A 24426-nucleotide genomic window follows, 5' to 3' on the forward strand; every position below is an offset into this window, starting at 1 on the left:
GACCCGCCGGCACGGCCGGGACACGACGGCGGTTCAGAGCGGGCGGCGGCCGGCGAAGCCCAGCTCCGTACGGTGATACCAGCCCAGCTCGCGCTCCCCCTCGATCCAGCACAAGCGCACGGAGGCCCCGTCGAGCAGCGACGGGAAGTCGACGAGCACCGGGGCGATGCCCTTGACCTCGATGCCCTGCTCGCTCCACCCGCTCAGGATCTCCTCGATCCTGGCCTGCAGCCCCTTCAGCTCGGGCAGGCCGCCCAGCTCGGACCGGCCGCCGGCGCGCCGCTGGAAGTCGATCTCGGCCAGGTCGGCACGGGCCGCGATCAGCTCCGCGGCCTCCCTGATGACGGCGGGGAGCAGCGCGCGGGCCTCGTCGAGGGTGAAGATCCGCTCCATGGGGCCACGTTAGCGGTTCGGCTCGTAGGCGTGGATGAGCAGCCGCTCGGCATGGTCGAGGTAGTCGTCGAGATAGGCGGCGGCCTCCTCGATCCGCCCCGACTCGATCAGCCCGACCAGCGTGAGGTTGCGCTCGACGAACGGCTCGTGGAAGGCCCGCGGGTTCTCCATGACGTGGAAGACCAGGCGTAGCTCGGCCAGGAGCTGGCGCATGGCCTCGTCGATCCTCGGGCTCTCGTTCAGCGACACGAGCGCCTGGTGGAAGCGGATGTTGGCGGTGCCGACGCCCTGCCAGTCGTCCTTGGCGGCGGCCCGCCGGGCGTCGGCCACCGCCTCCTTGATCACGGCCAGCGCCTCCTCGGACGGCTTGCGCCGCACGGCCGCACCCTCCAGCACGCGGCGTACGCGGTAGAGGTCGAGCACGTCCTCGACGGACGGCAGCCGGACGAACACGCCCCTGTTGAGCCGGTGGTCGAGCAGCCCCTCGTGGCCGAGCAGCCGGAAGGCCTCGCGCAGCGTGTTGCGCGAGACGCCGAGCCCCTCCGAGATGGACTCCTCCGACAGCCGCTGCCCGGGCTGGAAGAACCCCTCGCTGATGCGGTCGCGCAGGATGTCGGCCACCCGCTCCGCCGTGCTGCTGCGACCCAGCCGGGGGCGGTCCTGGGAGAGACCAGCGACCACGTTGTCCACATTCCACAGGAAATCATGGAGCAAAACTCTTGTCGAATTGTTCAACGATCCATACGTTGAGATGTATCCCCCCTCGACTCAAGGAGCGATCGGATGTCAGGCTCCCCCCAACAGACCCGGCGGGTGATCCTCGCCAGCCTGATCGGCACTTCGCTGGAGTGGTACGACTTCTTCCTGTACACCACCGCGGCGACCCTGGTCTTCCCCGCGCTGTTCTTCCCCTCGCTCGACCCGTTCAACGCGACCCTGGCGTCGCTGACCACCAACGCCGTGGCGTTCGTGGCCAGGCCGCTCGGCGGCGTGGTGTTCGGGCACTTCGGCGACCGGGTGGGCCGCAAGACCGTGCTGGTCGTGACGCTGCTGGTGATGGGCATCTCGACGTTCCTCATCGGGGTGCTGCCCGGCTACGCCGCGGTGGGCGTCATGGCTCCGATCCTGCTCGCCTTGCTGCGGTTCGTCCAGGGGCTGGGGCTCGGCGGCGAGTGGGGCGGCGCGGTGATCATGTCGCTGGAGCACGGCGACGGCCGCCGGCGCGGCTTCAACGCGAGCTGGCCGCAGGTCGGCGTGCCCGCCGGCTACGTGCTGGCCACCGGCCTGCTGACGATCCTGTCCTTCACGCTGTCGGACGCGGCGTTCCTGTCGTGGGGATGGCGGGTGCCGTTCCTGTTGTCCGGGGCGCTGGTGTTCGTGGGCCTGTGGGTGCGGCTGAGGATCACCGAGTCGCCGCTGTTCGCCGAGGTCGAGCAGCGCGGGGCCAAGGCGAGGATGCCGCTGGTGGAGGTGCTGCGCACGCATCCGCGCGCGCTGCTGTCGGCCTTCACCGCGCGGATCGGGGTGGACGTGGCCTTCTACACCTTCACCGCCTACATCATCGTCTACATCACCGGCGAGCTGGGCCTGCCGCGCTCGTACGCGCTGAACGCCGTGCTCATCGGCTCGGCGCTGCAACTCGCGCTGATCCCGCTGGCCGGTGCGATGTCCGACCGGTACGGCCGCCGCCCGGTCTACTTCGCCGGGGTGGTCGCGGCGGCGGTGTGGGTGTTCGCGTTCTTCCCGCTGCTGGACACCAAGTCGTTCCCGCTCATCGCGCTGGCCGCCGTGGTGGCGCTGATCACCCACGCCGCCATGTACGGCCCGCAGGCCGCGTTCATCGCCGAGCTGTTCAGCACGCGGCTGCGCTACAGCGGCGCGTCCATGGGGTACCAGGTCGCCGGCATCGTCGGCGGCGCGCTGGCCCCGATCATCGCGCTGCAGCTCTTCCAGGCCTACCAGTCCACGATCGCGGTCTCGATCTACGTGGTCATCGCCCTGGCCGTCACGGCCCTGGGCCTGGCCATCGCGCCCGAGACCCGCGACCTCGACCTGGCCGGGCCGCCCAAGGCCAGGACCCCTCAGGTGGGGCCGTACGCCTGACCTCGGATCGCCGCGAAAGGCGCGGGCGGCGGCTGCCGACGCCGCCCGCGCGGAAAGGGTCCGCATGAGAACAGCTCTGGCCATCGCCGCTGCGCTCCTCGCGATTCCCCTGCTCATCGGGGGCCTGGGGGGCCTGGAAAGCACCGGCGGCGGCGAGGTGGCCGTCGTCCGTGACGGCGGCCCGCTCGACGACAACCAGGTCCGCCAGGTCATCGACCCCGGTTCGGGCCTGACCTGGACCGGTATGTGGTCCTCCGTCCACCTGTATCCGGCGCAGCAGCGCTTCTACACGATCACCGCCGACGCCAAGCGGGCCACCACGCTGGGCGTGGACGTGGTGACGGTGCCCAGCAGCGACGGCGTGAACCTGGGCATCGAAGGCACCCTCTACTTCACGCTCAACCTGGACCACGAGACGCTGAAGACGTTCGACGACAAGTACGGCACCCGGACCTTCCGCACCCAGGGCGACACCTCGCTGCACCCCTGGGACGGCGACGACGGCTGGGCCGCGTTCTTCGGCCAGGCCGTCAGGCCCGTGATCGACAACGCGCTGCGCGGCCAGATCGGCGCCATGCGCTGCGCCGAGCTGGTGCCCTCGTGCTCCCTGCTGAAGAGCTCCGCGCTGCAGCCGCAGGACAGCAACGCCAACATCACCAAGGTCCAGAACGCGGTCAACGCCTCGCTGGCCCGCGACCTGCCCGTCACGCTCGGCGGGAACTTCCTCACCGGGCTGCGGTTCACGCTGGCGAGGGTGACGCTGCCCGCCGACGTGCAGAAGGCCGTGGACAGGTCGCTGTCGGCCTCCGCCGCCGTCTCCGAGGCCGAGGCGAAGGTCGCCCAGGCCAAGGCCGAGGCGGAGGCGAACCGGGCCAGGCAGGACGGCTACGACAAGTGCCCCGCCTGCGCCGAGATCGAGAAGCTCAGGTCACTGCCCCAGGGCATCACGGTGTACGCGCCCGGCAACCCACAGTCGGTCGTCATTCCTTCCAGGTAGGTGTTGTGACGGAATCGCCATCGATTCCCAGAACAAGCAGCCGCGAAACGGCATAAACTGCGCGCCTGTGAGCCTGCCTGTACGAGAACGTTCCCCTCGGCCGGGCGGCGGTCGCCACCGCCGTCCCGTGCCCACGTCCTTGCCGTCCGACGCCCCCGTGCTCGTGCTCGCCACCCCTGGTGGGACCGCCGGCGTGGCCGAGGAGATCGCGTCCGTGGTACGCGTCGACAACCCCCAGATCGAGGTGCGCCTGACGAGCGTCACCGACCTGGCAGACTCCCTGCCCACAGGCCGTGACGCCGTCGTCGTGCCCCTGCTCACGTGGGACGATCCCGTCATCATGGCGGAGATCGGCAAGGCCGTGGCGGCCAGCGGCTCCGGCGCCGTGGTGACCGAGGCGCTCGGGCCGCACCCGCTGCTGGCCGAGGCCCTGCACATCCGGCTGGCCGAGCGCGGCCTGGCCAGGGCCGACCGCGTCCGCCTGCTGAACGTCTCCAGCCCCGTCGACGCCGTCATCCTCGCCACGGTGGGCGGGGGCCGCGCGGTGCACGCCGTACAGGCCACCGCGGTGCTCCTGGCCTCGCGGCTCACGCTGCCGGTGGTCGCCGCCTCGCTGGACAGCGAGCCCGGCGTCGACGTCGCCGCCCAGCGGCTGCGCGCCGCGGGCGCCGAGCGGCTGGCCATCGCGCCCTGCCTGATCGGCCACGAGGCCTCCGCCGGCATCGTCGAGCAGGCCGCCGCGTCGATCGACGCGGGCCACGCGGCGCCGCTCGGCTCGCACAGCGCCGTCGCCGAACTTGTCGCGCGAGCTTACGGGAGTCAACTCGCCACTTGACAAGGGCTTGTAAAGATCACAGGACTCGCGTTACCTTCTCCGCATGCGCCGTGTGCTCTGCAATGGCGAGCGACTCGGCCTCCGTGACGTCACGGAGGCCGACGCGGGCGCCCTGCACACCGTCTACAGCCACCCCGCCGCCGTCCAGCACGCCCCCTTCGCCCCGCGCAGCCCGCAGGAGGTCGCCGGCCTCGTCGAGGAGGCCATGGAGGCGGCCGCCGCCGAGCCGCGCCGCCTGTACGTCCTGGCCGTGGTCGACGCCGACCGTCGCGACGTGATCGGTGTGGCCAGGCTGCGGATCGAGGCCGAGCTGCCGCACAGCGCGGAGATCGGGTTCGGGCTGCACCCCGATCAGTGGGGGCGGGGCATCGGCACGGATCTCGTACGGCTGCTGCTGTCCTTCGGGTTCAAGCAGCTCGGGCTGCACCGCATCTGGGGCGCCCGCTCACCCGCCAACCTGCCCGCCCAGCTCGCGATGCTGACCGCGGGGATGGTCGAGGAGGGCCGCATCCGGCACCACCTGCACACGCCGAACGGCTGGCGGGACTCGATCGTGCACTCCGCGATCGAGGACGAGTGGACCGAACGCTAGCCCCGCGCCCGCGGCGCCGGTGATCGGCGGAGCTTCCTGCGCACGATCTCAGCGGCGTCACGGGAGTTTGTCGGTGCGGCACCCTACGATGAGGCTCCTCACGGAGGGATAGTCACCATGCTCGACTCGCTGATCGTGCCCTTGTTCGTCACCACGGACCTGCCGCCGGAGGCGGAGCTGGCCGAGTTCGGGGAGCTGCTCACCGAGACGGCCCGCGTGCTCGGCCGCGAGGGCGTCGGCTACGAGGCCTTCCTGGCGGGCAAGGTGTTCTGGCTGGACCGGCCCGTGCTGCCCGAGCAGCGCCCCGCGGCCGAGGGCGAGCTGCGCTTCGCCGGGATGCTCGGCTACCTCGCCGCCTCCGGCGCCGGGCACACCACCCGCGGGGTGGTCGGCGACGTGCGCCGCGCGATCGGGGCCGCCCTGACGGGCCGCTACGGCGACGTGGGGGCGGCGCCCGCCGTGTTCGCCATCCGCGACCAGGACGTACGCGAGCGCACCCCCGACACGGCCCTCTACGTGGACACGCGGGACGCGGCGGCCGAGCTGGTGAGCGCGACCAAGTCCTACCTCTAGCCCCGCATCGCGCCGGGTTCTAGCCAGCCGGGGCTCCCGCGTGCGATCGTGAACGGCGATCCTTCCGCCGGCCGGCGAGCGGGTGGCCCGATGAGCTTGGAGGTTCTGGCGATGGCGGTGATCGGCGCGATCTGCTTCGGGCTGGTGATCGGCTGGATCACGTACGGGACACTGCGGCACCGGCGGTCGGGCGCCGGGCTGACGGAGCTGGCGGCCGTGCTGGCCGCGGTCGGCGGCGGGCTGGTGACGGCGCTGCTGGAGCTGCCCGAGGTGTTCGGCGGGTATGCCGTGGGGCTGGCCGTGGGGTTCTTCGGCTATCTGGTGCTGGTGACGCTGGTGCCCGACTCTCCGTGGGCGGGCGAGTCGGTCAAGAGGCCGACCGGCGCGTACGAGGCCCAGAGGTCCGGCTCGGTGGAGCCGTAGAGGTCGCGCAGGGCCAGCACGGCGGCGCGGAAGGCGGTCGCCGAGGTGGCGCCTGCTCTGAGGCGGGTGTGGATGTCCCGGGCCAGGACGCCGGTGATCTCGGGTGAGACCGGCCAGAGCGTGAGCAGCGCGGAGCGGACGCCCGCGTGCAGCAGCGCGGAGGAGAGCGCGGCCATGCCGTCCCCAGCGGGCGCGGCCGCCGTGCCCGGGACCGGCGGGGCGCCGGTGCTCGCGGCCGACGTGCCGGGAGCGGGCGACGTGCCGGGAGCGGGCGGGGCTTCGGGGCCCGGCGGGAGCGGCTGCTCGTGGCCGGTGATGAGGGCCACGTCCGCGGTCACGTTCATGGACATGAGGCGGCGGGCCGTGAGAAGGCCGTCGGCCAGGCGGATGCCCGAGCTGAACGGGTCGGCGTGGTCGTACACGGCCGGGCAGGCCAGGTGGAGCACGTCCCAGGAGCCCGGGAGGAGGCGCGAGGTGGCCTCCCGGGCCAGGTGGGGCTCGGTGCCGAGCAGGGTGGCCGCCTCCCCCGCCTCTGCCTCGACGGCGGGGCGGGCGGCCTGGTCGGTGCTGAAGCCGAGCACCAGCGAGCCGGCGGCCGGGGTACGGGGGCGGCGCTGCAGGCGGGTCAGGGCGGCGGCGGAGGGGGCGTAGGCCACGGGGAAACGCTCGATGAGCAGGCGGCCCGACGGTGACAGGGCGTGCAGGGGGATCTGACGGAGCGCGGGGTGCGGGATCAGGTGGAGCAGGTCGATGCCGTTGCCGAGGGCGTCGAGCGCGTCGGAGAGCAGCAGGTCGGCCAGGCGGCGCCAGAGGTCCGCGCGGTGGCGGCGGGCCTCGATGTCGAGGAGGCCGGGCCGGCGGCCGTTGACGGTGCGGCGGAAGCCGGTCAGCAGGTCGTGGCCGACCGTGGTGGGGAAGGCGCGGGGCTCGGGCCAGCCGGTGCGGTGGGCCAGGACCGTCACGGTGCCCTCGCCCAGGTGGAACCCGAGCAGCGCCCTCGCCCCCGCCTCGTGGTCGGGGACGCTGACGAGGGCGTCGAGCTGGGCCCTCGTGGGCGGCCTGCCCCTGCGCAGGGCCACGTGGTCGGGGGCCGCCGGCTCCATGCGCTGCCACAGGGCCTCCAGCTCCGCCTGGGCGGCGCGGGCTCGGCGGAAGACGGGCGCGGCGCGCTCGGGGTCGCGGGTGTTGCGGGCGATCGTCAGGAGGGTCCGGACGGCTTCCAGCCCGCGCTGCTCGGCCTCCAGAAGGTCGGCGGGAAGCTGGTGGGCCCGCGCGGACGGCGGGAGCTGGTGGGCTCCTGCGGAGGACGGGGGCTGGTGGCCTCCTGCGGAGGACGGGGGCTGGTGGCCTCCTGCGGAGGTCGGGAGCTGGCCTCCTGCGGAGGTCGGGAGCTGGGCTCCTGTGGAGGGCAGGGGCTGGTGGGCTCGCGCTGAGGGTGAGGACCGGTGGGCGATGGGCTCGGTGCTGAGGGTGTTGAGCTTGGCCTGTTCGGCGTGGGTCCAGGCCGTCATGCCGAGGTTCAGGCGTGCCGCCAGCCGGATCGCACGGTCGCGGGAGGTCTCATGGCCCAGCGCGCAGGCGCGTTCGGCGTCGGCGAGGGCGGCGGGGAGGTCGCCGAGCCCCTCCTCGGCGATCGAGCGGTGGTGGTAGGCGGTGGCGAGCGCCTGGTCGTGGCCGAGGCCGGTCAGGAGGTCGATGGCCGTGGAGAGACGGTCACGGGCACGGCCATGGGAAGAGGCGGCGCCGGTGGTGTCGCGGGCGGTCGTGCCTGGCGCGGCGGTGGTGAGGTCGAGGGCTCCCAGGTGGAGCTGGGCGACGGCCTCTCCCGCCCGGTAACCGATGGCCTGGGCGAGCGTGAGCGCCTCCACGAGCCGTTCCGGCGCGCCCAGGCGGGCGAGGGCGAGCAGGGCCAGGACCGTTCCCCGGCCGTGGCCGTGGGCGCGTTCGAGGTCGAGGGCGCGTTCGAGGAGCGGCACGGCTTCGGTGGGCTCGCCGCGCAGCTCGTGGACCAGGCCGAGGTCGGCGTAGGCGGTGGCGAGGCCGGCACGCCGGCCCAGTTCCTCGCCGATCGCGATGGCCTCGCGGTAGCGGGTGGCGGCCTCGTTCAGGTCGCCGAGCTTGAGGTGGAGGCCGGCCAGGCCGGACAGGAGCGGTGCCCGGAGCGCCCGCCAGATCGGGGCCTCGACGAGGGCCAGCCCCTCCGCGTACGCCCGTGCGGCCTCCTGCCCGCGGCCCAGGTCCGTGAGCGCGGCTCCCAGCAGGGCGAGGGACCGGACGAGGTGGGCGGGCAACGCGGAGTCCGTGTCGCGGGCCAGCTCCACCGCCCTGGTCAGGTGACCGGCCGCCTCCTGCGCGCGCCCCATGGCCGTGGCCGCCGCGCCCAGGTTGCACAGGTGCTCGATCGCCCGCTCGTCGCGCAGCTCGTACCCGCGCGCCGCGTACTCGTGGGCGGCGGCCAGGTCGCCCAGCTCGCGGCAGCAAGGGGAGAGCTTGGCCAGGAGGTAGGACCGGTCAGCGGCTCCCCCGCCCTCACCGGCCGCCGCGCCGAGGGCTTGCTCGGCGAGGGCGCGGGACGTCGTCAGGTCGCCGGCCGCCTCGGCCTCCTCCAGGCGTAGCCGGGCCTCCAGGCGCTCCAGAGCCTCCCCCCGCCGTCCCTCGGCCCGGAGGGAGGCGACCGCCTGGGCGAGGGTGGCGCGGCCGCGGGTGAGGTCGCCGAGGGTGAGTTGGAGGGTGGCCAGGCGGGACAGGAGCTCGGCGTCCAGGCCGCCCGCCATGGCGGCGACGACCTCGAACGGCGCCCCGGACGAGCGGAGGTCGGGGGCCGCGGCGAGGCCTGCCAGGCCCTCCTCCAGATGCTCCCGGGCCCGGCGGAACTCCCCGAGCGCCTCCAGGACGAGGCCGAGCTTGAGCGCGGCGAGGGCCGTCAGCCGGTCCGGGTCGCCGGCGCGGAAGCCTTCGAGCGCCGCCTCCAGGGCCTCGGCCTGCGCCCGCAGGTCCCCGTCGCGGGCGGCGAGCGCGGCGAGGCGGTCGCGTACGACGGCCTCCTTGAGCGCGTCGCCGGCGGCCAGGCCGAGTGCCGAGTACAGGCGCTGCGCCGCCTCCTGCGGCTCCCCCAGCCGGACGTCCGCCGCGGCCCGGCCCAGGGCGGCGGTGAAGAGCGCGTCCAGGTCGCCCTCGGCGGCGGCCAGCTCCGACGCCCGGTCGAGGTCGGCCAGGGCGTCCTCGACGCGGTCCAGCGCGGTCAGGCAGGAGGCGCCCATGACCAGCGCGACCGCCTCCTTGGCCGGCACCCGCAATCTCCCGAACGCCTCCGCCGCCGCCCCGAACTCCTCCAGCGCAGGCCCCGGCTCGCCCTCCGCGTACGCCAGCACGCCCAGGTTGTAGCGCACCGACGCGGCTCCGTCGTGGTGGCCGATCGACTCGTACTCGCGCCCGGCCAGCTCGAACGCCATCCTGGCCCCGCCGGTGTCGCCGCGGGCCCGGCGGCGCTCGCCGATGCGGTACCACTCGTCGGCGGGCTCGCGCCGCTGCCCCCGGCGGCGCACGATCTCCACCAGCCGGGTCTCGCAGGCCGCGGCCTGGCCGTGATGGCCGCGCTCGGCCAGGGTCACGGCGTGCGCGTCGAGCGTCCTGCACGCCTCCTGCCACTCCTCCGCCGCCTCCAGCTCGATGGCGCACGCGGCCATGCGCTCGTTCGCCGCGGTGAGGTCGTCCAGGTCCACGGCGGCCCTGGCGGCCGGTACGAGGGCGAGCGCGGCGGCCCGCCTGTCACCGGCGTGCTGGTGCAGCTCGCGGGCGCGGGCCGCGCAGGCGACGGCGGAGTCCGGGTCGCCCAGCGCCAGGTACGCCTGCGCCGCGTGCCCCTGCTGCGCCGCCTCCTCGGCCGGCAGCCCCGCGGCCTCGCACAGTGCGGCGGCACGCAGGTGGTGCTCGACGGCGCGGGCCGGGTCGCCGGCGCGCAGGTGGAGGAGGCCCATGTTGCCGAGTTGGAGCGCCTCGGAGCGGGGATCGGCCAGCGAGCGGTAGAGGGCGGCCGAGCGTTCGTACGCCGCGAGAGCCCGCTCGTATCCTTCCGCGGCCTGATGCGCGAAGCCGGGGTCCTCGTGGACCGCTCCCAGTCCGGCCAGGGCTTGCGCGGCGCGCGCCGGCGACCCGGCCGACTCGAACGCCCGTACCGCCCTTTCCAGCACCCGTGCGGCGGTGCCGTGCCGGCCGGAGCCGGTCAGCCGCTGCGCCACCTCCAGCAGGAACTCGCCAGGCTCCGCCGTCCCCCGTTCGGCCAGCCCGAGCAGCTTGAGCGCCACCTCCTCGTCCGGCAGCCGCAGCGCCAGCTCGGTCGCGGCCCGCGCGAGCTGCTCGTCCACGGCGTGCGGGACATCCGGCGCGGGCAGCGGACCTGCGCCGCCCTCGCCCGCCGGCGGCTCGCGCGACGGGCCGGCCTCTCCCTCCCCTGCCAGGGCCAGTGCCCCGCGCGATAGGCCGGACTCCACGCCCGCCAGGGCCAGCGCCTCGGGCAGCAGGGCGGCGTCGCCGTCGCCGGCCAGGGCGAGGGCCTCGGTCAGGTCGCGGGCGTCGCGGTGCGCCGCGTAGCGGGCCAGCAGCGCCTTGCAGAGCGTCCGCTGCGCGCCCGTCTGCCCGTGCGCGGCCTTCTGCGCCAGCTCGACCCCCTGCCGGGCGGAGAGCACGGCCTCGTGCAGGTCCCCGGCCCGCCGCTCGCCCTCCACCCGCGTGGCCCGCCAGCACAGCACCTCCGACACCAGCCCGTACGCCTCCACGCGGAAGCCCGCCGACTCCCCCACCGACAGGGCCTCGCGTAACGCGGAGACGGCCTCGTCGGCGGTCTGCGGGGTGAGCCGCAGCCTGAGCGCCCGGCCGAGCAGCAGCAGCGTGCCCGCCCTGGCCGGGTCCTGCGAGCCGAGGGCGGCCAGGGCGGCGCGGGCGGCCGCGACAGGCGCCGCGGGGTCGCCGCCGGTGACGACGGCCCGCCTGAGCAGGGCGTTGGCCAGGGTGGTCAGGTGCCTGGCCCGGTCCGGATGGCCGGTAGGGGCGTGCCGGGCCGCCTGCCGCAGGACGTCCACGGCGTCGTCCAGGTCGGCGAGGTCGCCGGTGACCAGGTAGCGGCGCCAGCGGCGCTTGCCGAGCAGCGCGAGCCGGACGAGCGGGTCGTCACCGAGCCCGCGCGCGCTCTCGTCGGGCGCCACGCGCAGGGCTTCGAGCATCTCGGTGGCGGCTTCGAGGGAACGTTCGTCGCCGGTGACGACGTACCACTCGATGAGCCCGGACGCGTACGGCGCCACCACCCCCGGATGCGCCCACTGCTCGTGCCAGAAGTCCAGCGCGCACTGCCCCGCCCTGATGAACGCCAGCAGGTCGCCGTCCGCGTACGAGGCCGCGGCCCGCGCCTGGGTGAGATCGACGAGCGCCAGCAGCGCCTGCGACCTGCTCCGGGTCCCCGGCGGAGCCTCCGCCGCCGCCACGTAGGCCCTGACCAGCTCCTCGTCGTCGGGCGCCGCCGACCCCAGCGCCGCCGCCAGGTCCGCCACGTGGGCCGCGTCGCCGAGCGCCGCCCGCAGCAGCACGTGCACCGCGTCGCCGATGACGCCCCGCTCGCCGGTCATCGCGTACAGGCGCGCCAGCCCGGCCCCCACCAGCCCCAGCGCGCCGGGCGCCCAGGAGGGGTCGGTGGAGCGCATGGACTCCTGGAGCAGCAGCCGCGTCAGCCGCTCGCTCGCCTCGGGGGTGGGGTGCGCCATGGCGCGGCGGACCAGCGCGTGGATGAGCAGCCCGACGTGCCGGTACGTGGCCGGGTCGACGTGCCTGAACACCTCCTCCACCAGCCCCGCCCAGGTGCCGGCCGACTCGCCCGGCGGCGCGTTGGAGCCGCGCAGCTTCTCGGGCAGCCGGCCGGGGTCCGCCACGGCCACGGCGGCGAAGAAGGCGCCCGCCACCGCGGCGTCCTGGGTGGTCTGCTGGTCGAGCCGGTAGCGGGCCAGGTGCAGCATCCCGATGAGCCGCCAGGTGGCCGCGTCGGACCGGTCGCCCGCGCACGCCCGCATCGCCTGTTCGGCCTCGGACAGCGCCGCGGGTTCCCAGATCAGCCCGGGATCCGCGGTCTGTTCGAACCGCTCGATGCGGGCGGCCAGCGCCCCGGCCGGTTCGGTCATGGGCACAGGCTCTCACCGGCGTGCGCCCGCGTACAGGACCGTCACTCAGGGTGTCAGCTCCAGGAACGACACACCCGGCATGGGCAGGTCGAACGCCAGGCTGAGCGACGGTCCCGTGACGGTGGCGGGCGGGACGAGCTCGTCGAGCCCGTCGGCCCGCCCGAGCGCCTCCCACTGCTCGCCGGCCGGCCAGTCGCCGCCGCCCATCGCCTGCCAGGCCGCCTCCACGTTGGTGTGGACGGCGTCGATGCGGTGGTGGGTCAGCGTGTACGCGCCGCGCTCCAGCCCCTCGACGGTCAGCGTGACCGCGCGGGCCAGCTCGGGCGCCCCGGCGGACTGGGCGCTGTTGAGCGTGCCGTTCCAGACGAGCACGCCGACCCGGCCGTCGGGGTGCCGGGCCGCCCACGCCTCGACGCCCGCCACGTCGCCGTCCACCTCGGCGGCCAGCTCCGCGTCGCCCAGCCGGCCGACCAGCGCGAGGGCGTGGAAGCGGGGCTTGCGCAGGTTGCCGACGGTCAGCAGGCCGAACCCGCCGTGGAACAGCCGGGGCGGCCGGCCCAGCTCCTCGAAGTGGTCGGAGGCCACCCAGTGCGACAGCGCGGCGACCCTGCCGGCCGCCGACTTCATGCCGTGCAGCACGAACGCCGCCCCGAACGGCCCGTCCCCGATGCCGTGGAAGTGGGTGGGCGTGGGGCCCCATTCGGTCCACCAGATCGGCACGTCCCGCCCGTACGCCTCCAGGACGGGACGCCAGTCGAGCGGGGCGTTGCCGTAGGTGTGGGTGGAGACGAAGTCGAGCGCCGCGCCCGACTCGGCGACGTGCGCGAGCAGCTCCGCCACCCAGCCGTTGGCGGCCGAGGCGGGCCCGCCGACGCGCAGGTGCGGGTGCACGTCGCGCACGGCGGCGGCGGTGACGTCGTAGAGCAGGAAGTACTCCTCGCGGGTGCCGGACCAGAAGACGTCCAGGTTGGGCTCGTTCCAGACCTCGAAGGCCCAGTGCTCGACCAGGTCGCGGATGCCGTACCGGCCGGCCAGGTGCTCGACCAGGGCTCTGACGAGGTCGGCCCACGCCTCGAAGTCCTTCGGCGGCGAGATGACGGCCTCGTACTGGAAGACGGTCTTCGACGGGTCGGCGGCCAGGTCGCGGGGCATGAAGCCGAGCTCCACGATCGGCCGCAGGCCCAGCGCGACGACCCGGTCGTAGACGGCGTCCACGCGGGAGAAGTCGTAGGGCCGGCCCTGCCGGTAGACGCCGAGGTCGTCGCCGAGGACGGCGTGCGCGCGGACGGTCCTGACGCCGAGCTCCTCGTGCACGAGGCGCAGCGCCGCCGCCAGCTCCTCGCCGATGGGCCTGCCGCCGGTCTCGTCGGTGCTGAGCAGGTGCGACAGGTGCTCGGAGCCCACCATGGACGCCCACGGCCGCGGCAGCTCGCGGGTCGCCCGGCACGCGTCCACGCGCACCGAGACCGCGGCCCCGTCGCGGGCGGGCAGCGGCGCGGCCTCGACGGGGGCGCAGAACGGGCCCTGGGCGGGTGAGACGGCGGCCACCGTGTAGGCGGCCGGCCCGTGGCCGGTATCGACGAAGCGGCAGGCGGGGACGGCGGGCACGTCCACCTCGGGCGGGACGGCGGGCACGCCGTCCCGGTGCACGAGGTAGCCGATGGCGCCGGGCACGGGCTCCCAGGTCAGCGTGACGTGCCCGGCGCCCGGTACCGCGCGCAGGCCAGTGGGTGCCTCGATCATCCGACCTGCCAATCCTCGAGCCGCATCACCGGCCGGAGCCTGTCCTCCACGCCGGAGCCGGCGAAGTAGCGGTGCAGGCTGCCTCCGGTGAGCAGGTTGCCCAGCGCGGCCATGGCCATGCCCTGGTCGAGCGCCAGGTACCACTTCGACACGACGCCGGAGCGGACGGCGATCGCGTCGTAGAAGCCGCCGGGGCCGTAGGCGTCGAAGTCGCGGCGCAGCCTGGCCAGGTTGTCCAGCGCGGCCTGCTTCGCGTACGGCAGGGCCAGGAAGCTGGCGTGCGGGGTCACGACGCCGTCCCCGTACGCCTCCGGCAGCGGCTTGGCGGGGCGGCAGCCCTCGTAGCCGGGGTCGACGCTGGTGCGCTCGCGGTCGGAGGAGTAGCCGGGCTCGTCCATGCCGAGCTGGTCCACGCCGTAGACGTCGTAGCCGCCATGGGGGTCGTTGGACGGGGAGAAGCCCCAGTAGCCGTACTTCGCCTCGTTCAGGCCGTGCTCGATCTGGGCGCGGACGAACACCGGGTGGTTGCGGCCCCAGCTCCTGGGCGCCCACCGGGACTCGGGGACGACCAGGTCGGGCATGAGGGCCTCGAACATCGAGCCGCCCCAGTTGGGGACGTACCGCATGCCGCGGTACTCGTAGGTGCCCTCCCAGACGTTGACGCCGCGGTACTGCTTCCACTGCCCGGCCGGTCTCTGCTCCTGCCAGCCGTAGTCGCAGCCGTTGTCGGGGAACGTGCGGTAGGGGCCGAAGTAGCTCTCGGCCGGGAGCTGGCCGAGCGCGATGCCGACGTACTGACCGATGCGGGTCTCGGCGGGGGCGCCGTAGTGGTGGCAGGTGGAGTAGACGGTGACGCCGGTGCCGGCGTAGTCGGTCGGGGTGTTGCAGTCCCTGGGCGGCGGCTCGGGCCAGAAGCCGCCGCGCAGCAGGCCGGTGCCGGCGTCGGGGCGGGCGGCCGGGTCGTAGTAGGCGGTGAAGTCCATCGAGTTCACCAGCGTGCCGGCCGCCCTGGCGTGGGCGGGGACGGCGGTGCGGACCATCATGAGCGCCGCGGCCAGCCAGCCGTTGTCCACGCTGGAGGCGAAGGGGTGGATGGGGTCGCCGGAGTCGGGGAAGCTGCGGGCGAGCTGGAGGGTGGCCGGGTCGTACCAGTTGTAGAACTGGCCGGTGGGGGTGTTGCGCTCCATGCGGGCCAGGGCGTCCAGCACCCTGCCGATCCTGGCGGCGGCGTCGCGGGCGGTGATCAGGCGCAGGTCGCGGGCGGCGAGCGTGCTCCACACGTACGTGGCGATGTTGGTGGGCGAGGTGATCCGGGCCCTGGTCCTCAGGTCTCCGGTCACCTTGTCGCCGGGCAGGCCGGTGGCGGGCTCGACCATGGCGGCCATCGACCGCCAGGTGTCCCTGGCGTAGCGGTGCAGGGTGCTGTCGGCGGTGCTGACGGCGGTGCTGTCGGCAGCGGCGGGGGTGGCCGTGGCGGCCAGGGACAGCACGAGTAAGCAGGACAGGACCGTCTTGCGCATGGGTGCTCCTCTACTTGAGGCCGGTGGTGGCGATGCCCTGGATGAAGAAGCGCTGCAGGAAGACGAACAGGAACAGGATCGGCGCGATCACCACGACCGACCCGGCCACCAGCAGGTTGTAGTGGGTGCCCTCGTAGCCGTTCAGGATGTTGAGGGCGACGGGGAGGGTGTACATGTCCTCGCTCTGGGCGACCACGGCCGGCCAGAGGAAGTTGTTCCACGAGCCGAGGAACGTGATGAGGCCGAGCGTGGCCAGCGCGGGCCCGCACAGCGGCAGGATGATCGTGAAGAAGACGCGGAACTCCCTGGCGCCGTCCACGCGGGCCGCGTCGATCAGCTCGTCGGGCAGGTCGGAGATGAACTGCCGCATCATGAACACGCCGAGCGGCGTCACCACGGTCGGCAGGATGATCCCGATGAACGTGTTGACCATGCCGAGCCTGGCGATCAGCACGAACTGCGGCATCATCACGACGATCGCGGGGATCGCGAGCTGCACGAGCACCAGGCCGAAGGCGAGGTTCTTGCCGCGGAAGGAGAGCTTGGCGAAGGCGTAGCCGACCATGGAGCAGAACAGCAGGTTCGTGGCGACCAGGACGAGCGCGATGATCATGCTGTTGGCGAAGGCGGTGCCGAGGTCCACCCGGCCGAACAGCTCGGCGAAGTTGTCCAGCGTCCACGTCCGCGGCCAGAACGTCGGCGGGTCGCGTCTGATCTCCCGCTCGGGTTTGAACGAGCTGAGCGCGGTCCACAGGAACGGCCCCGCGACGAGCGCCAGGCCGACGCTGAGCCCGAGGTAGACGATCGCGCGCTGGCGGCGGGTGGTCCTGGTCATCGGTTCCTCCCCAGCCTGAGCTGCAGCACGGCCAGCGCCACGATCACCGTGAACAGCACGGTCGAGGCGGCTCCGGCGTAGCCGTAGTTGCCGACGCCGAACTGGCCGAAGATGGCCAGCGAGGCCGACAGGGTGGCGTCCAGCGGCCCGCCTCTGGTCATGACCAGCGGCTCCTCCAGGAACTGCATGAAGCCGACCGAGCTGTAGACCGTGCAGAACAGCAGCACGGGCCGCAGCGAGGGCAGGGTGACCGCGTGGAAGCGGGCCCAGCGGCCGGCGCCGTCCACCGCCGCGGCCTCGTACAGCTCCCTCGGGATGGTCTGCAACGCGGCCAGCAGCACGACCATGGTGAAGCCGAAGCTGCGCCAGGCCGTCATGACGATGATCGAGGGCAGCGCGGTGGCCTCGTTCTCCAGCCAGTTGGGGCCCTCGACGCCGGCCAGGCCGAGCAGCCGGTTGACCAGCCCGGCCTCGGGCTCCAGCAGGAACTTCCAGGCCACCGCGATGCCGATGATGCTGGTGATGTTGGGCAGGTAGTAGCCGAGCCGGAAGAACGCGGCGGGCAGGCGGGCGATGCCCGTGTTGAGCAGCACGGCCGCGGCCAGCCCGAGCCCGATGGTCAGCGGCAGCGCCGTGACCACGAAGACCACGGTGTTGAGCGCGGCCCGGCGCATGGCGCCGTCGTTCATGAGGCGCAGGTAGTTGTCGACGCCGACCAGGTTGACGCCGAGCGGGTCGGCCACGTCGGTGCTGCGGATGTCGGTGAAGCTCATCCCGATGCCGACCAGCAGCGGCCCCAGGTAGAACACCGCGAACAGCACCACGAACGGCAGGATGAAGATCCAGCCGATGCCCGACCGGCGTAACGCGCCCCTGACCTTGACCGGCGCCGGGGCGGGCGGCGCCTGTCTCGTGACGACGGCCATGGCTTACAGGCCGGTGCCGATCGTGTCGGCCTGCGCCTGGATCGCCTTGGCCGTCTGCTCGGGGGTGGACCGGCCGCGGGCCAGCTTCTCCAGCTCGGCCTCCAGCACCCTGGCCACCTGCTCCCAGGTGGGGAACGGCGGCGGCGTCCTGGCGTCCTTGAGCTGCTCGCCGAAGACCGCGAGCTGCTTGTCGGCCTGGAGCTCGGGCTCCTGCCAGGCCGCCTGTACGGCGGGCAGCGCCTTGACCGTGGTGTACCACTTGGCCTGCACCTTCGGCTCGCTCAGCCACTGGATGAACTTCCAGGCGGCGTCGCGGTTCTTCGCCTTCTTGAACACCGCCATGTCGGCCCCGCCGACGAAGCTCGTCGCCGAGACCGGGCCCTTGGGGTAGGGGGCGACGTCGAACTTGTCCGCGAAGCCGGGGCCGCCGTCGTTGGTGAGCACGCCGATCATCCACGGGCCGGAGTAGAACGCGCCGACCTCGCCCTTGATGAAGGTCTGCGGGAAGGCGTTCGCGGGGGTGTCGGTGGGGGCCAGCTTCTGCTCGAACAGCGAGGCGTACTGCTTGAGCGCGGTGACCGCCTCGGGGGTGTCGAAGGTGTACCTGCCGTCCTTGACGATCTCGCCGCCGGCCTGCCAGATCAGCGGCAGCACCTCCTGCCAGGAGGCGCCGAGCTGGTAGCTCTGGTTGAAGCCGCGGCTCGCGCCGCCCTCGTCCTTGAGCGCGCGGACGAACGCGGTGAACTCCTGCCACGTCCCCGGAGGTCGCACGCCGGCCTGCTTCGCCTGGTCGGTGCGGTAGTACAGGACGCGGGTCTCGACGTACCAGGGCACGCCGTACGCGGTGCCGTTGATGTCCACGGTCTGCCAGGCGCCGGGGAAGAACGCCGCCTTGTCGACCAGGTTGCCGGGCGTCGGCTCCAGCGCGCCGGTCTTGGCCAGCTCGCCCGACCAGGTGGAGCCGATCATGCTCACGTCGGGGGTGGCGCCGCCCGCGATCGCCGAGGTGATCTTGTCGTGGGCCACGTCCCAGCCGATGGCCGTCACGTTGACCTTGACGCCGGGGTTGGCGCTCTCGAAGTCCTTGACGAACGCGCCGAGCGCCTTGCCCTCCTCGCCCATCGCCCAGACGGTGACCTCCCCCGCGATCTTGCCGGTCGTGACGTCCTGCGCCTGCTCGGGCGCCGTGTCCGTGGCGCGGCCGCAGCCCGCGGCCACCATCGTCATCGTCATCGCCAGCACGCCCACGGCGCGCCGGGTGGTGCTGTTCACGTCGGTACCTCCTGGGGGTGGTGACCGCAGCTGGAGCGGACGACCAGCTCGGTGGTCAGGACGATGTGGCTCGGGGTGTCGCGGGCCCCCGTGATGAGCTCGTCGAGCGCGCGGGCGGCCCGGGCGCCGAGCTCGCGCATCGGCTGCCGTACGGTGGTCAGCGCCGGGCGGGCGTGGCGGGCGGCCATGATGTCGTCCCAGCCGGTCACGGCCACGTCGCCGGGCACGTCGAGGCCGAGCTCCTCGGCGGCGAGCAGCGCCCCCAGCGCCACCTCGTCGTCGGAGCAGATGATCGCCCGGGGCCTGTCCCTGCCCTTGAGCAGCTTCGTGGCGGCCTCGTGGCCGCACTCCACGGTGTAGTGGCCGGTGCCGACGGCCTCGATCGCCCTGCCGAGCACGCCCCGCACGCCCTGCCAGCGCTCGTCCACGTCGTCGTGGCTGGTGAGCGGGGCGCCGAGGAAGGCGAAGCGCTCGTAGCCGTGGCCGCGCAGGTGCCCGGCCAGGGCGTGGGCGGAGGCGGTGTTCTCGCTGCGCAGCGTGTCGGCGCCGGGCAGCGGGCCGCGGGAGACGAACACCAGCCGCACGCCGAGCCGTACCAGCTCGGCGACCAGCGGCTCGGGCACGGTGTGGCCGAAGATCAGCATGCCGTCCACCCGGCCGGCCAGGTCCTTGATCAGGTCGCCGACCCTGGTGCGGCCCTTGGTGGACAGGATGACCACCGAGCGGCCCAGCTCGGAGGCCACCTCCTCGTAGCCGAGCAGGACCTCGGCGTAGTACGGGCCCGCCAGGTCGGGGAAGACGACGCCGTTGGCGGCGTGGCGGCCCTCGGCGAGGCTGACGCCCAGGCGGCTGGGCGTGAAGTTGAGCTCCTCGACGGCCTTGAGCACCTTCTCCCGTGTCTTCGGGGCGACGGGGCCGGTGCCGCGCAGCGCCCTGGACACGGTGGCGATCGACACGCCCGCCCGCCTGGCCACTTCGTAGATGGTCACGTCCATGGTGGTTCTCTTCCTGTGTAAGCGCTTCCACTCACCAGAGGGTGGAAGCGCTTACAGAAAGGGGTGTGCCAACCACGTTAACTTCTCGTCCAGACCGCGTCGAGTAACGGTGAGGTCACGGCCGGGGTGGGTAGGTTCGCCTGCATGCTCTACGGCGAAGAACATGTCCGGCGTTATCAGGAGACCGACGGCGCGGAGGGACACGACTGGAACGACACCACCGTCCTGCTGCTGACCACCAAGGGACGCAAGTCCGGCCGCCCGTTCACGACTCCCCTCATCTACCAGCCGTTCGGCGACTCCTACCTCGTGGTGGCGTCCAAGGGCGGGGACGCCGACCATCCGGGGTGGTACAAGAACCTCCAGGCCAGCCCGGACGTCGAGGTGCAGGTGAAGGGCGACAGGTTCAAGGCGCACGCCCGCACGGCCACGCCCGACGAGAAGCCCGAGATGTGGAAGGTCATGGCGCGCACCTGGCCGGACTACGACGAGTACCAGAAGAAGACCGACCGGGAGATCCCGGTCGTCGTGCTCGAACGCGCCGCCTGACGGGAGGTCCCGCCGTGGCGGGACCTCCCTCGGCTCACTTGATCTGGTACGCCCTGACGACGGTCTGGCTGAAGGCGTTGCCGCCGGTGTCCACGGCCTTGACCCGCAGGGAGGCGAACGTGCCGCGCGCCCAGGCGGGATGCCACGTCTGCGCCGACCAGCCGTCCTTGCCCGCCGGGTGCACCAGGGCCGGCGACCACGTGCGGCCGTCGTCGTAGGAGACCTCGGCGGTCAGCGTGCGCAGCCTCAGGTCGGGCGAGCCGTCCTGGCGCTGGACGCGGAGCGGGATGCGCATGGGCCCCGCGGCGGCCCGGTTGTGCTCGTCCAGCTCAGGGGTGATCTTGACGGCGAGCAGCGGCAGCAGTTGCCGTTCGCCCGCCGCGGGGGTCTTCGACCGGAACCGCCACTCGGCGCTGACCCGGGTGGACAGCTTGGTCATGGCCGGGTCGCGGTCGGCGGTCATGGTCAGGCGGTACTCGCTCTCCTTCCGCTCGGCGGGCACGTCGATCCAGCCGGGCAGGTAGTCGGTGGTGCGGTAGATCTCCTTGCCGTCGCGGTAGAGCGCGGCCTGCGGGGCCGTGTAGTTGCCGATGGAGTGGCGGTCGGCCCTGCCGTCGTCGAACAGCGAGGTGGCGAACTGCATCATGTTCTCCTCGCGCCAGGTGACGCCGCCGTCAGGGTGGAGGGCGGCCCCGAAGACGGCGCCGTTCCAGCGTTCCGTGCTCTTCTGGCCGGCGCGGTAGACGGTGGTCCGGCCGAAGAAGAACTGGTCGAGGTCGTCGATGCCCTCCGGCGGGAGCTTGTACTGGGCGAATGACGGGTACCAGCCGGTGTCGCCGGGCGTGTAGTACTCGGTCCTGCGGAACGGCAGCGGCACGTGGGCCACGTGCACGTAGGGCATCCAGGCCAGCTCGGTCCCGTACAGCACGGGCAGCGCCATGTGCTCGCCGGTCTTGCCGTCCTGCTGGGCGGCGTACGTGGAGGTGACCTCGGCGAGGTCGCGGCGGCGCGGGCGGTAGCCGGGGTCGGCGGGGATGCGCGGCTCGGCCTTCATCAGGTGGTAGAAGTACGGGCTGGCGTCGTAGGTGCCGTCGCCCTTCGGCTTGGCCCACTGGGTCCAGCGGTAGTAGGCGAACGTCTTGCCGGCCGTGCGGGCCGTCGGGATGGCCTTGACGCCTTCGACGCGCTCGGCGCCCCACATGCCGGACAGGTCCACGTCCACGCCGAGGGGCTGCTTGCCCTCGACGAGCTGGAGCATGCCCAGCATGCCGATGGCCAGCCGCGCGGTCGGCTCCTCCGTGCGCACGTCCACCGGCTTGGCGCGGCGGGCGTCGGCGGTGACGGTGCGGTCGCCGTCGAGAGTGAACTCCGGCTCGGCCGCCATCACGAGGGTGCCGTCGTGGTCGGCCATCAGGGTGACGACCGTGTAGCGGCGGTCCTTGAGCAGCCGCAGCTCCAGGCTGCCGCCCGAGATGTCGTAGTTGGTCTGCTCGCCCGCCTCGACGTCGATCACGCCGGCGAAGGCGATCTGGGCGGGCTGCCCGTCGCTGCCGGTGAAGCGCAGGTCGAGCCCCCTCTTCTCCGGCTCGACGCGCATGCCGATGCCGGTGCGTACGGTGACGTCACCGCTCCTGGCGATGACCGTCCCGCTGAACAGCCCGGTGGCGGCGGGCCTGGCGGTCACCGTCACCTGGGCGGTGCCGTGCGCGGGCACCTCCACCGCGTCGGCGCCGAGGCTGAACGGCGTGGCGCTCTGGCCGTGCCCGTCCTTGGCGACCACGCTCAGCTCCAGCCGGACGGGCGCGTCGCCGTCGTTGCGGTAGGTGAGCGTGCGCTCCTTGGGCGCGGTGTCGGGCAGCTCGACGTCGCCCATGCCGAGCGAGACGGGCTCGGCCGTGATCCGCTGGGCGAGGGCGCGGGCGACGTCCACGCGGCCGGAGCCCTGGATGTAGGCGCCCAGCTCGTCGCCGGGCGCGGTGGAGGCCATCAGCGACGCCTTGATGCGCTCGGCCTTCCAGTCGGGGTGCAGGCCGGCCACGATCGCCGCCGCCCCCGCCACGTGCGGGGTGGCCATGGACGTGCCGCTCATCTCCATGTACTGGTCGTCGCCCGAGGACCCCTCGGGGGCGCCCGCCCTGGCGGCGACGATGCCCACGCCGGGGGCGATCAGGTCGGGCTTGACCGCGGCGTCACCCGGGCGCGGGCCGGTGCTGCTGAACTGGGCGACGGTGTCGGCGTCGCGGTAGGAGGCGCCGACGGACAGCGCGGCGTCGGCGCTGCTCGGCGAGCCGAGCGCCTGCGGCCCCTCGTTGCCCGAGGCGATCACGAACAGCGTGCCGTACTCGGCCGAGAGGCTGTTGACGGCCTGCTCCAGCGGGTCGATCCCGGGGGCGTCGGGGCCGCCGAGGCTGAGGTTGGCCACGCGGGCGCCATTGCGCGCCGCCCAGGTCATGCCCTCGACGATGGCCGAGTCCGCGCAGTAGCCGTCCTGCCCGCAGACCTTGCCGATCATGAGCTTGGCGCCCGGGGCGACGCCCTTGCGCCTGCCGTCGGAGGCGGCGCCGGTGCCGGCGACCGTGGAGGCGACGTGCGTGCCGTGGCCGTGCAGGTCGCGGGTGTCGGGTTCGGTGGTGAAGTTCTCGCTCCCGACGACCTGGCCCCGCAGGTCGGGGTGGCCGGGGTCGTAGCCGGTGTCGAGCACCGCGACGGGGACGTCCTGGCCGGTGTGGCCGGCCGCCCAGGCGGCGGGCGCGCCGATGTGCGGCACGCTGACGTCGAGGGAGACCTTGGCCTTGCCGTCGAGCCAGATCTTCGCGGGGGCGGTGGCGGTCCGCGCCTGGCCCGTCAGCGACTGCCAGAGCGCGCCGGTGCGGGGCTCCTTCCTGGCGACGCCGTTGATGGCGGGCAGCGGGCGCCCACCGGCGGCGCGCAGCGTGGCGGCGTCGGTGCCGCCGGCGTACGTCATGATCAGCGGGAGCTGCGGGCTGGTGGCGTCGTCGTAGCCGAGCGCGGCCAGCCGGGTGACGTCGAAGAGCCGGGGGTCGAGGGTGCCGGCGGCCAGGAGGGGCATCGCGTCCACGGGCACGATGCTGAGCCCGTCCGCGGACCTGCGGTGCACGAAGTTGATCTTCTCGCGGCCTGGGCCGGGGGCGACGTCGAGCTGGGTCTGCTTGTTGGGCAGCTCGCGGAGGGTGACCTTGTCCCCGGTGATGAGCGTGATCGTCTTCGCGGGTTGGAGCTTGGTGGTGGGCTGGGTGGGCGCGGCCTGGGCCGGCGCGGCGATCGCCGTGGCGGCCAGTAACACGACGCCCATAAGGGCCGTTCTCTGTTGCACATCCCGCTTTCTAACTGTCAGTGAAATTTGGTGACAAGGTGGCGTTGGTGGCCTATTGCGGCAACTGCCGGAAACGGCCAAGATCGAGCACGTGCAGGAGGACGGCCGCGCGCTGGAGATCGTCGGTATCAGCGCGTTCGACGAGCGGATCTACCGAAGTGTGCTGGCGTGCCCCGGAATCACGGTGCAGGAGCTGGTCATGCGGAGCGGCGAGAGCGCGGGGCGCATCCAGTCGTCGCTGAGCAGGCTCCGCGTCAAGGGCCTGGTGAGCCGCCTGTGGGGGCGCTCGCCCCGCTGGACGGCGACGAACCCGGGCACCGCGATCCGCTCGCTGGTCCGCGACATGCAGAGCGAGCTGGACCGGCTCACCGACACGGCCGACGAGCTGGAGGCGGCCTTCCGCGACGTCGGCACCGACCCCGAGGGAGGCGACCAGTTCGAGGTGCTGGCCGGGCCCGAGGAGCAGGCGCGCTGGTACGTCAGGCTGCAGCAGGAGGCCAAGGAGGAGGTGCTGACCTTCGACCGGCCCCCGTACGTGCTGGACTACCACAACCCGCTGCAGACCGACCTGCTGCGCAACGGCGTGCGCTACCGCACCATCTACGTGCCCGAGGCCTTCGAGCACGCGGGGGCGCTCGACGAGGTGGGCAGCCTGATCAGGGCGGGCGAGGAGGCCCGGATCCTGCCGTGGCTGCCGTTCAAGATGGCGCTGGTCGACCGGTCGCGGGCGGTCATGCCGCTGCACATGGACCCGCCGCTGACGCGCGGCGTGCTGATCAGGGGCTCCACCATGGTGGTGGCCCTGGTGGAGCTGTTCGAGCGGCTGTGGCGGGAGGCGTTGCCGGTGCGCCCCGAGCTGTGGTCGCAGGGATCGCCGGAGCTCGGCCCGGAGGGCGATCCCGGCGCGGGCCTGGGCCTGGAGGACCGCAGGCTGCTGGCGCTGCTGGCGGCCGGGCTCAAGGACGACGCCATCGCCCGGCAGCTCGGCACCAGCCCGCGCAGCCTCCGCCGCCGCCTGCGGCACCTGCTCGACGAGCTCAACGCCGAGACCCGCTTCCAGGCGGGCGCCCAGGCCAGCCGCAGGGGCCTGGTCTGACGCTCAGCCGAGGCCGGCCGCAGGGGGCTGGGCCGGCGTACGGGAGGCGAGGAGAAGGCGGTGGAGGCGTCGGAGG

At 73.4% G+C, this 24426-nt stretch carries 18 protein-coding genes; 8 read left to right on the forward strand and 10 right to left on the reverse strand.

Features of this window, described 5'->3' with window-relative positions:
* Window positions 1-33: 33 nt before the first annotated feature.
* Both AB0I79_RS24090 and AB0I79_RS24095 read right to left on the reverse strand, forming a co-directional pair.
* Complete coding sequence (locus AB0I79_RS24090) at window positions 34-393, reverse strand: DUF2203 domain-containing protein (RefSeq protein ID WP_357876447.1); 360 nt, start codon at window positions 391-393, stop codon at window positions 34-36.
* 9 nt (window positions 394-402) lie between these two features.
* The gene (locus tag AB0I79_RS24095; RefSeq protein ID WP_357876449.1) at window positions 403-1083 is read right to left on the reverse strand and encodes a GntR family transcriptional regulator; all 681 of its coding nucleotides are present in this window, start codon (window positions 1081-1083) and stop codon (window positions 403-405) included.
* 93 nt (window positions 1084-1176) lie between these two features.
* Between AB0I79_RS24095 and AB0I79_RS24100 the strand changes: the two genes are divergently transcribed.
* The 6 genes from AB0I79_RS24100 (at window position 1177) to AB0I79_RS24125 (ending at window position 5916) form a co-directional block, all read left to right on the forward strand.
* The gene (locus tag AB0I79_RS24100; protein ID WP_357876451.1) at window positions 1177-2496 is read left to right on the forward strand and encodes an MFS transporter; all 1320 of its coding nucleotides are present in this window, start codon (window positions 1177-1179) and stop codon (window positions 2494-2496) included.
* Between the two features lie 64 nt (window positions 2497-2560).
* Window positions 2561-3493: an SPFH domain-containing protein gene (locus AB0I79_RS24105; RefSeq protein ID WP_357876453.1), complete on the forward strand. Its 933-nt coding sequence runs from the start codon at window positions 2561-2563 to the stop codon at window positions 3491-3493.
* A gap of 127 nt (window positions 3494-3620) precedes the next feature.
* Window positions 3621-4328, forward strand: coding sequence for a hypothetical protein (locus tag AB0I79_RS24110; RefSeq protein ID WP_357876455.1), 708 nt, complete (start codon window positions 3621-3623; stop codon window positions 4326-4328).
* Between the two features lie 43 nt (window positions 4329-4371).
* Window positions 4372-4920: a GNAT family protein gene (locus AB0I79_RS24115; protein WP_357876457.1), complete on the forward strand. Its 549-nt coding sequence runs from the start codon at window positions 4372-4374 to the stop codon at window positions 4918-4920.
* 117 nt (window positions 4921-5037) lie between these two features.
* Complete coding sequence (locus AB0I79_RS24120; protein WP_357876459.1) at window positions 5038-5493, forward strand: hypothetical protein; 456 nt, start codon at window positions 5038-5040, stop codon at window positions 5491-5493.
* Window positions 5494-5583: 90 nt separating this feature from the next.
* The gene (locus tag AB0I79_RS24125) at window positions 5584-5916 is read left to right on the forward strand and encodes a hypothetical protein (protein ID WP_357876460.1); all 333 of its coding nucleotides are present in this window, start codon (window positions 5584-5586) and stop codon (window positions 5914-5916) included.
* On the opposite strand, the gene AB0I79_RS24130 is transcribed toward AB0I79_RS24125, so the two are convergent.
* From AB0I79_RS24130 to AB0I79_RS24160, 7 genes are read right to left on the reverse strand one after another with little or no spacing between them, the layout of a single operon-like run.
* The gene (locus AB0I79_RS24130) at window positions 5808-12080 is read right to left on the reverse strand and encodes a CHAT domain-containing protein (protein ID WP_357876462.1); all 6273 of its coding nucleotides are present in this window, start codon (window positions 12078-12080) and stop codon (window positions 5808-5810) included. The two genes, AB0I79_RS24125 and AB0I79_RS24130, sit on opposite strands and share 109 nt — an antisense overlap.
* Window positions 12081-12125: 45 nt before the next feature.
* Complete coding sequence (locus AB0I79_RS24135; protein WP_357876464.1) at window positions 12126-13823, reverse strand: hypothetical protein; 1698 nt, start codon at window positions 13821-13823, stop codon at window positions 12126-12128.
* On the reverse strand, window positions 13820-15343 hold the full coding sequence (locus AB0I79_RS24140) for a glucoamylase family protein (protein ID WP_357876466.1): 1524 nt from the start codon (window positions 15341-15343) through the stop codon (window positions 13820-13822). Before AB0I79_RS24140 ends, AB0I79_RS24135 begins: the two co-directional genes overlap by 4 nt.
* Before the next feature lie 10 nt (window positions 15344-15353).
* A complete protein-coding gene (locus AB0I79_RS24145; protein ID WP_357876468.1) occupies window positions 15354-16178 on the reverse strand; it encodes a carbohydrate ABC transporter permease in 825 nt (274 codons plus the stop codon).
* Complete coding sequence (locus tag AB0I79_RS24150) at window positions 16175-17104, reverse strand: sugar ABC transporter permease (RefSeq protein ID WP_357876470.1); 930 nt, start codon at window positions 17102-17104, stop codon at window positions 16175-16177. Before AB0I79_RS24150 ends, AB0I79_RS24145 begins: the two co-directional genes overlap by 4 nt.
* Before the next feature lie 3 nt (window positions 17105-17107).
* Complete coding sequence (locus tag AB0I79_RS24155) at window positions 17108-18376, reverse strand: sugar ABC transporter substrate-binding protein (protein WP_357876472.1); 1269 nt, start codon at window positions 18374-18376, stop codon at window positions 17108-17110.
* Complete coding sequence (locus AB0I79_RS24160) at window positions 18373-19371, reverse strand: LacI family DNA-binding transcriptional regulator (protein WP_357876474.1); 999 nt, start codon at window positions 19369-19371, stop codon at window positions 18373-18375. Before AB0I79_RS24160 ends, AB0I79_RS24155 begins: the two co-directional genes overlap by 4 nt.
* A 144-nt stretch (window positions 19372-19515) precedes the next feature.
* Between AB0I79_RS24160 and AB0I79_RS24165 the strand changes: the two genes are divergently transcribed.
* The gene (locus AB0I79_RS24165; protein ID WP_357876476.1) at window positions 19516-19920 is read left to right on the forward strand and encodes a nitroreductase family deazaflavin-dependent oxidoreductase; all 405 of its coding nucleotides are present in this window, start codon (window positions 19516-19518) and stop codon (window positions 19918-19920) included.
* A 34-nt stretch (window positions 19921-19954) separates the two neighbouring features.
* Here AB0I79_RS24165 and AB0I79_RS24170 read toward each other — a convergent pair whose 3' ends face one another.
* On the reverse strand, window positions 19955-23233 hold the full coding sequence (locus AB0I79_RS24170; protein ID WP_357876478.1) for a S8 family serine peptidase: 3279 nt from the start codon (window positions 23231-23233) through the stop codon (window positions 19955-19957).
* Between the two features lie 76 nt (window positions 23234-23309).
* Between AB0I79_RS24170 and AB0I79_RS24175 the strand changes: the two genes are divergently transcribed.
* Window positions 23310-24350, forward strand: a complete 1041-nt coding sequence (locus tag AB0I79_RS24175; RefSeq protein WP_357876480.1) for a hypothetical protein — start codon at window positions 23310-23312, stop codon at window positions 24348-24350.
* Window positions 24351-24426: the final 76 nt, after the last annotated feature.

This window comes from Nonomuraea sp. NPDC050202, assembly GCF_040656115.1.
In the GTDB taxonomy this organism is placed as follows: Bacteria; Actinomycetota; Actinomycetes; order Streptosporangiales; family Streptosporangiaceae; genus Nonomuraea.

Excerpts from the sequence above, each read along its gene's own strand:
- AB0I79_RS24145 (WP_357876468.1), bottom strand. The coding sequence starts at position 16,178 with ATGACCAGGACCACCCGCCGCCAGCGCGCGATCGTCTACCTCGGGCTC.
- AB0I79_RS24160 (WP_357876474.1), bottom strand. The coding sequence starts at position 19,371 with ATGGACGTGACCATCTACGAAGTGGCCAGGCGGGCGGGCGTGTCGATC.
- AB0I79_RS24135 (WP_357876464.1), bottom strand. The coding sequence starts at position 13,823 with ATGATCGAGGCACCCACTGGCCTGCGCGCGGTACCGGGCGCCGGGCAC.
- AB0I79_RS24165 (WP_357876476.1), top strand. The coding sequence starts at position 19,516 with ATGCTCTACGGCGAAGAACATGTCCGGCGTTATCAGGAGACCGACGGC.
- AB0I79_RS24130 (WP_357876462.1), bottom strand. The coding sequence starts at position 12,080 with ATGACCGAACCGGCCGGGGCGCTGGCCGCCCGCATCGAGCGGTTCGAA.
- AB0I79_RS24100 (WP_357876451.1), top strand. The coding sequence starts at position 1,177 with ATGTCAGGCTCCCCCCAACAGACCCGGCGGGTGATCCTCGCCAGCCTG.
- AB0I79_RS24150 (WP_357876470.1), bottom strand. The coding sequence starts at position 17,104 with ATGGCCGTCGTCACGAGACAGGCGCCGCCCGCCCCGGCGCCGGTCAAG.
- AB0I79_RS24115 (WP_357876457.1), top strand. The coding sequence starts at position 4,372 with ATGCGCCGTGTGCTCTGCAATGGCGAGCGACTCGGCCTCCGTGACGTC.
- AB0I79_RS24090 (WP_357876447.1), bottom strand. The coding sequence starts at position 393 with ATGGAGCGGATCTTCACCCTCGACGAGGCCCGCGCGCTGCTCCCCGCC.
- AB0I79_RS24120 (WP_357876459.1), top strand. The coding sequence starts at position 5,038 with ATGCTCGACTCGCTGATCGTGCCCTTGTTCGTCACCACGGACCTGCCG.
- AB0I79_RS24125 (WP_357876460.1), top strand. The coding sequence starts at position 5,584 with ATGAGCTTGGAGGTTCTGGCGATGGCGGTGATCGGCGCGATCTGCTTC.
- AB0I79_RS24105 (WP_357876453.1), top strand. The coding sequence starts at position 2,561 with ATGAGAACAGCTCTGGCCATCGCCGCTGCGCTCCTCGCGATTCCCCTG.
- AB0I79_RS24140 (WP_357876466.1), bottom strand. The coding sequence starts at position 15,343 with ATGCGCAAGACGGTCCTGTCCTGCTTACTCGTGCTGTCCCTGGCCGCC.
- AB0I79_RS24170 (WP_357876478.1), bottom strand. The coding sequence starts at position 23,233 with ATGGGCGTCGTGTTACTGGCCGCCACGGCGATCGCCGCGCCGGCCCAG.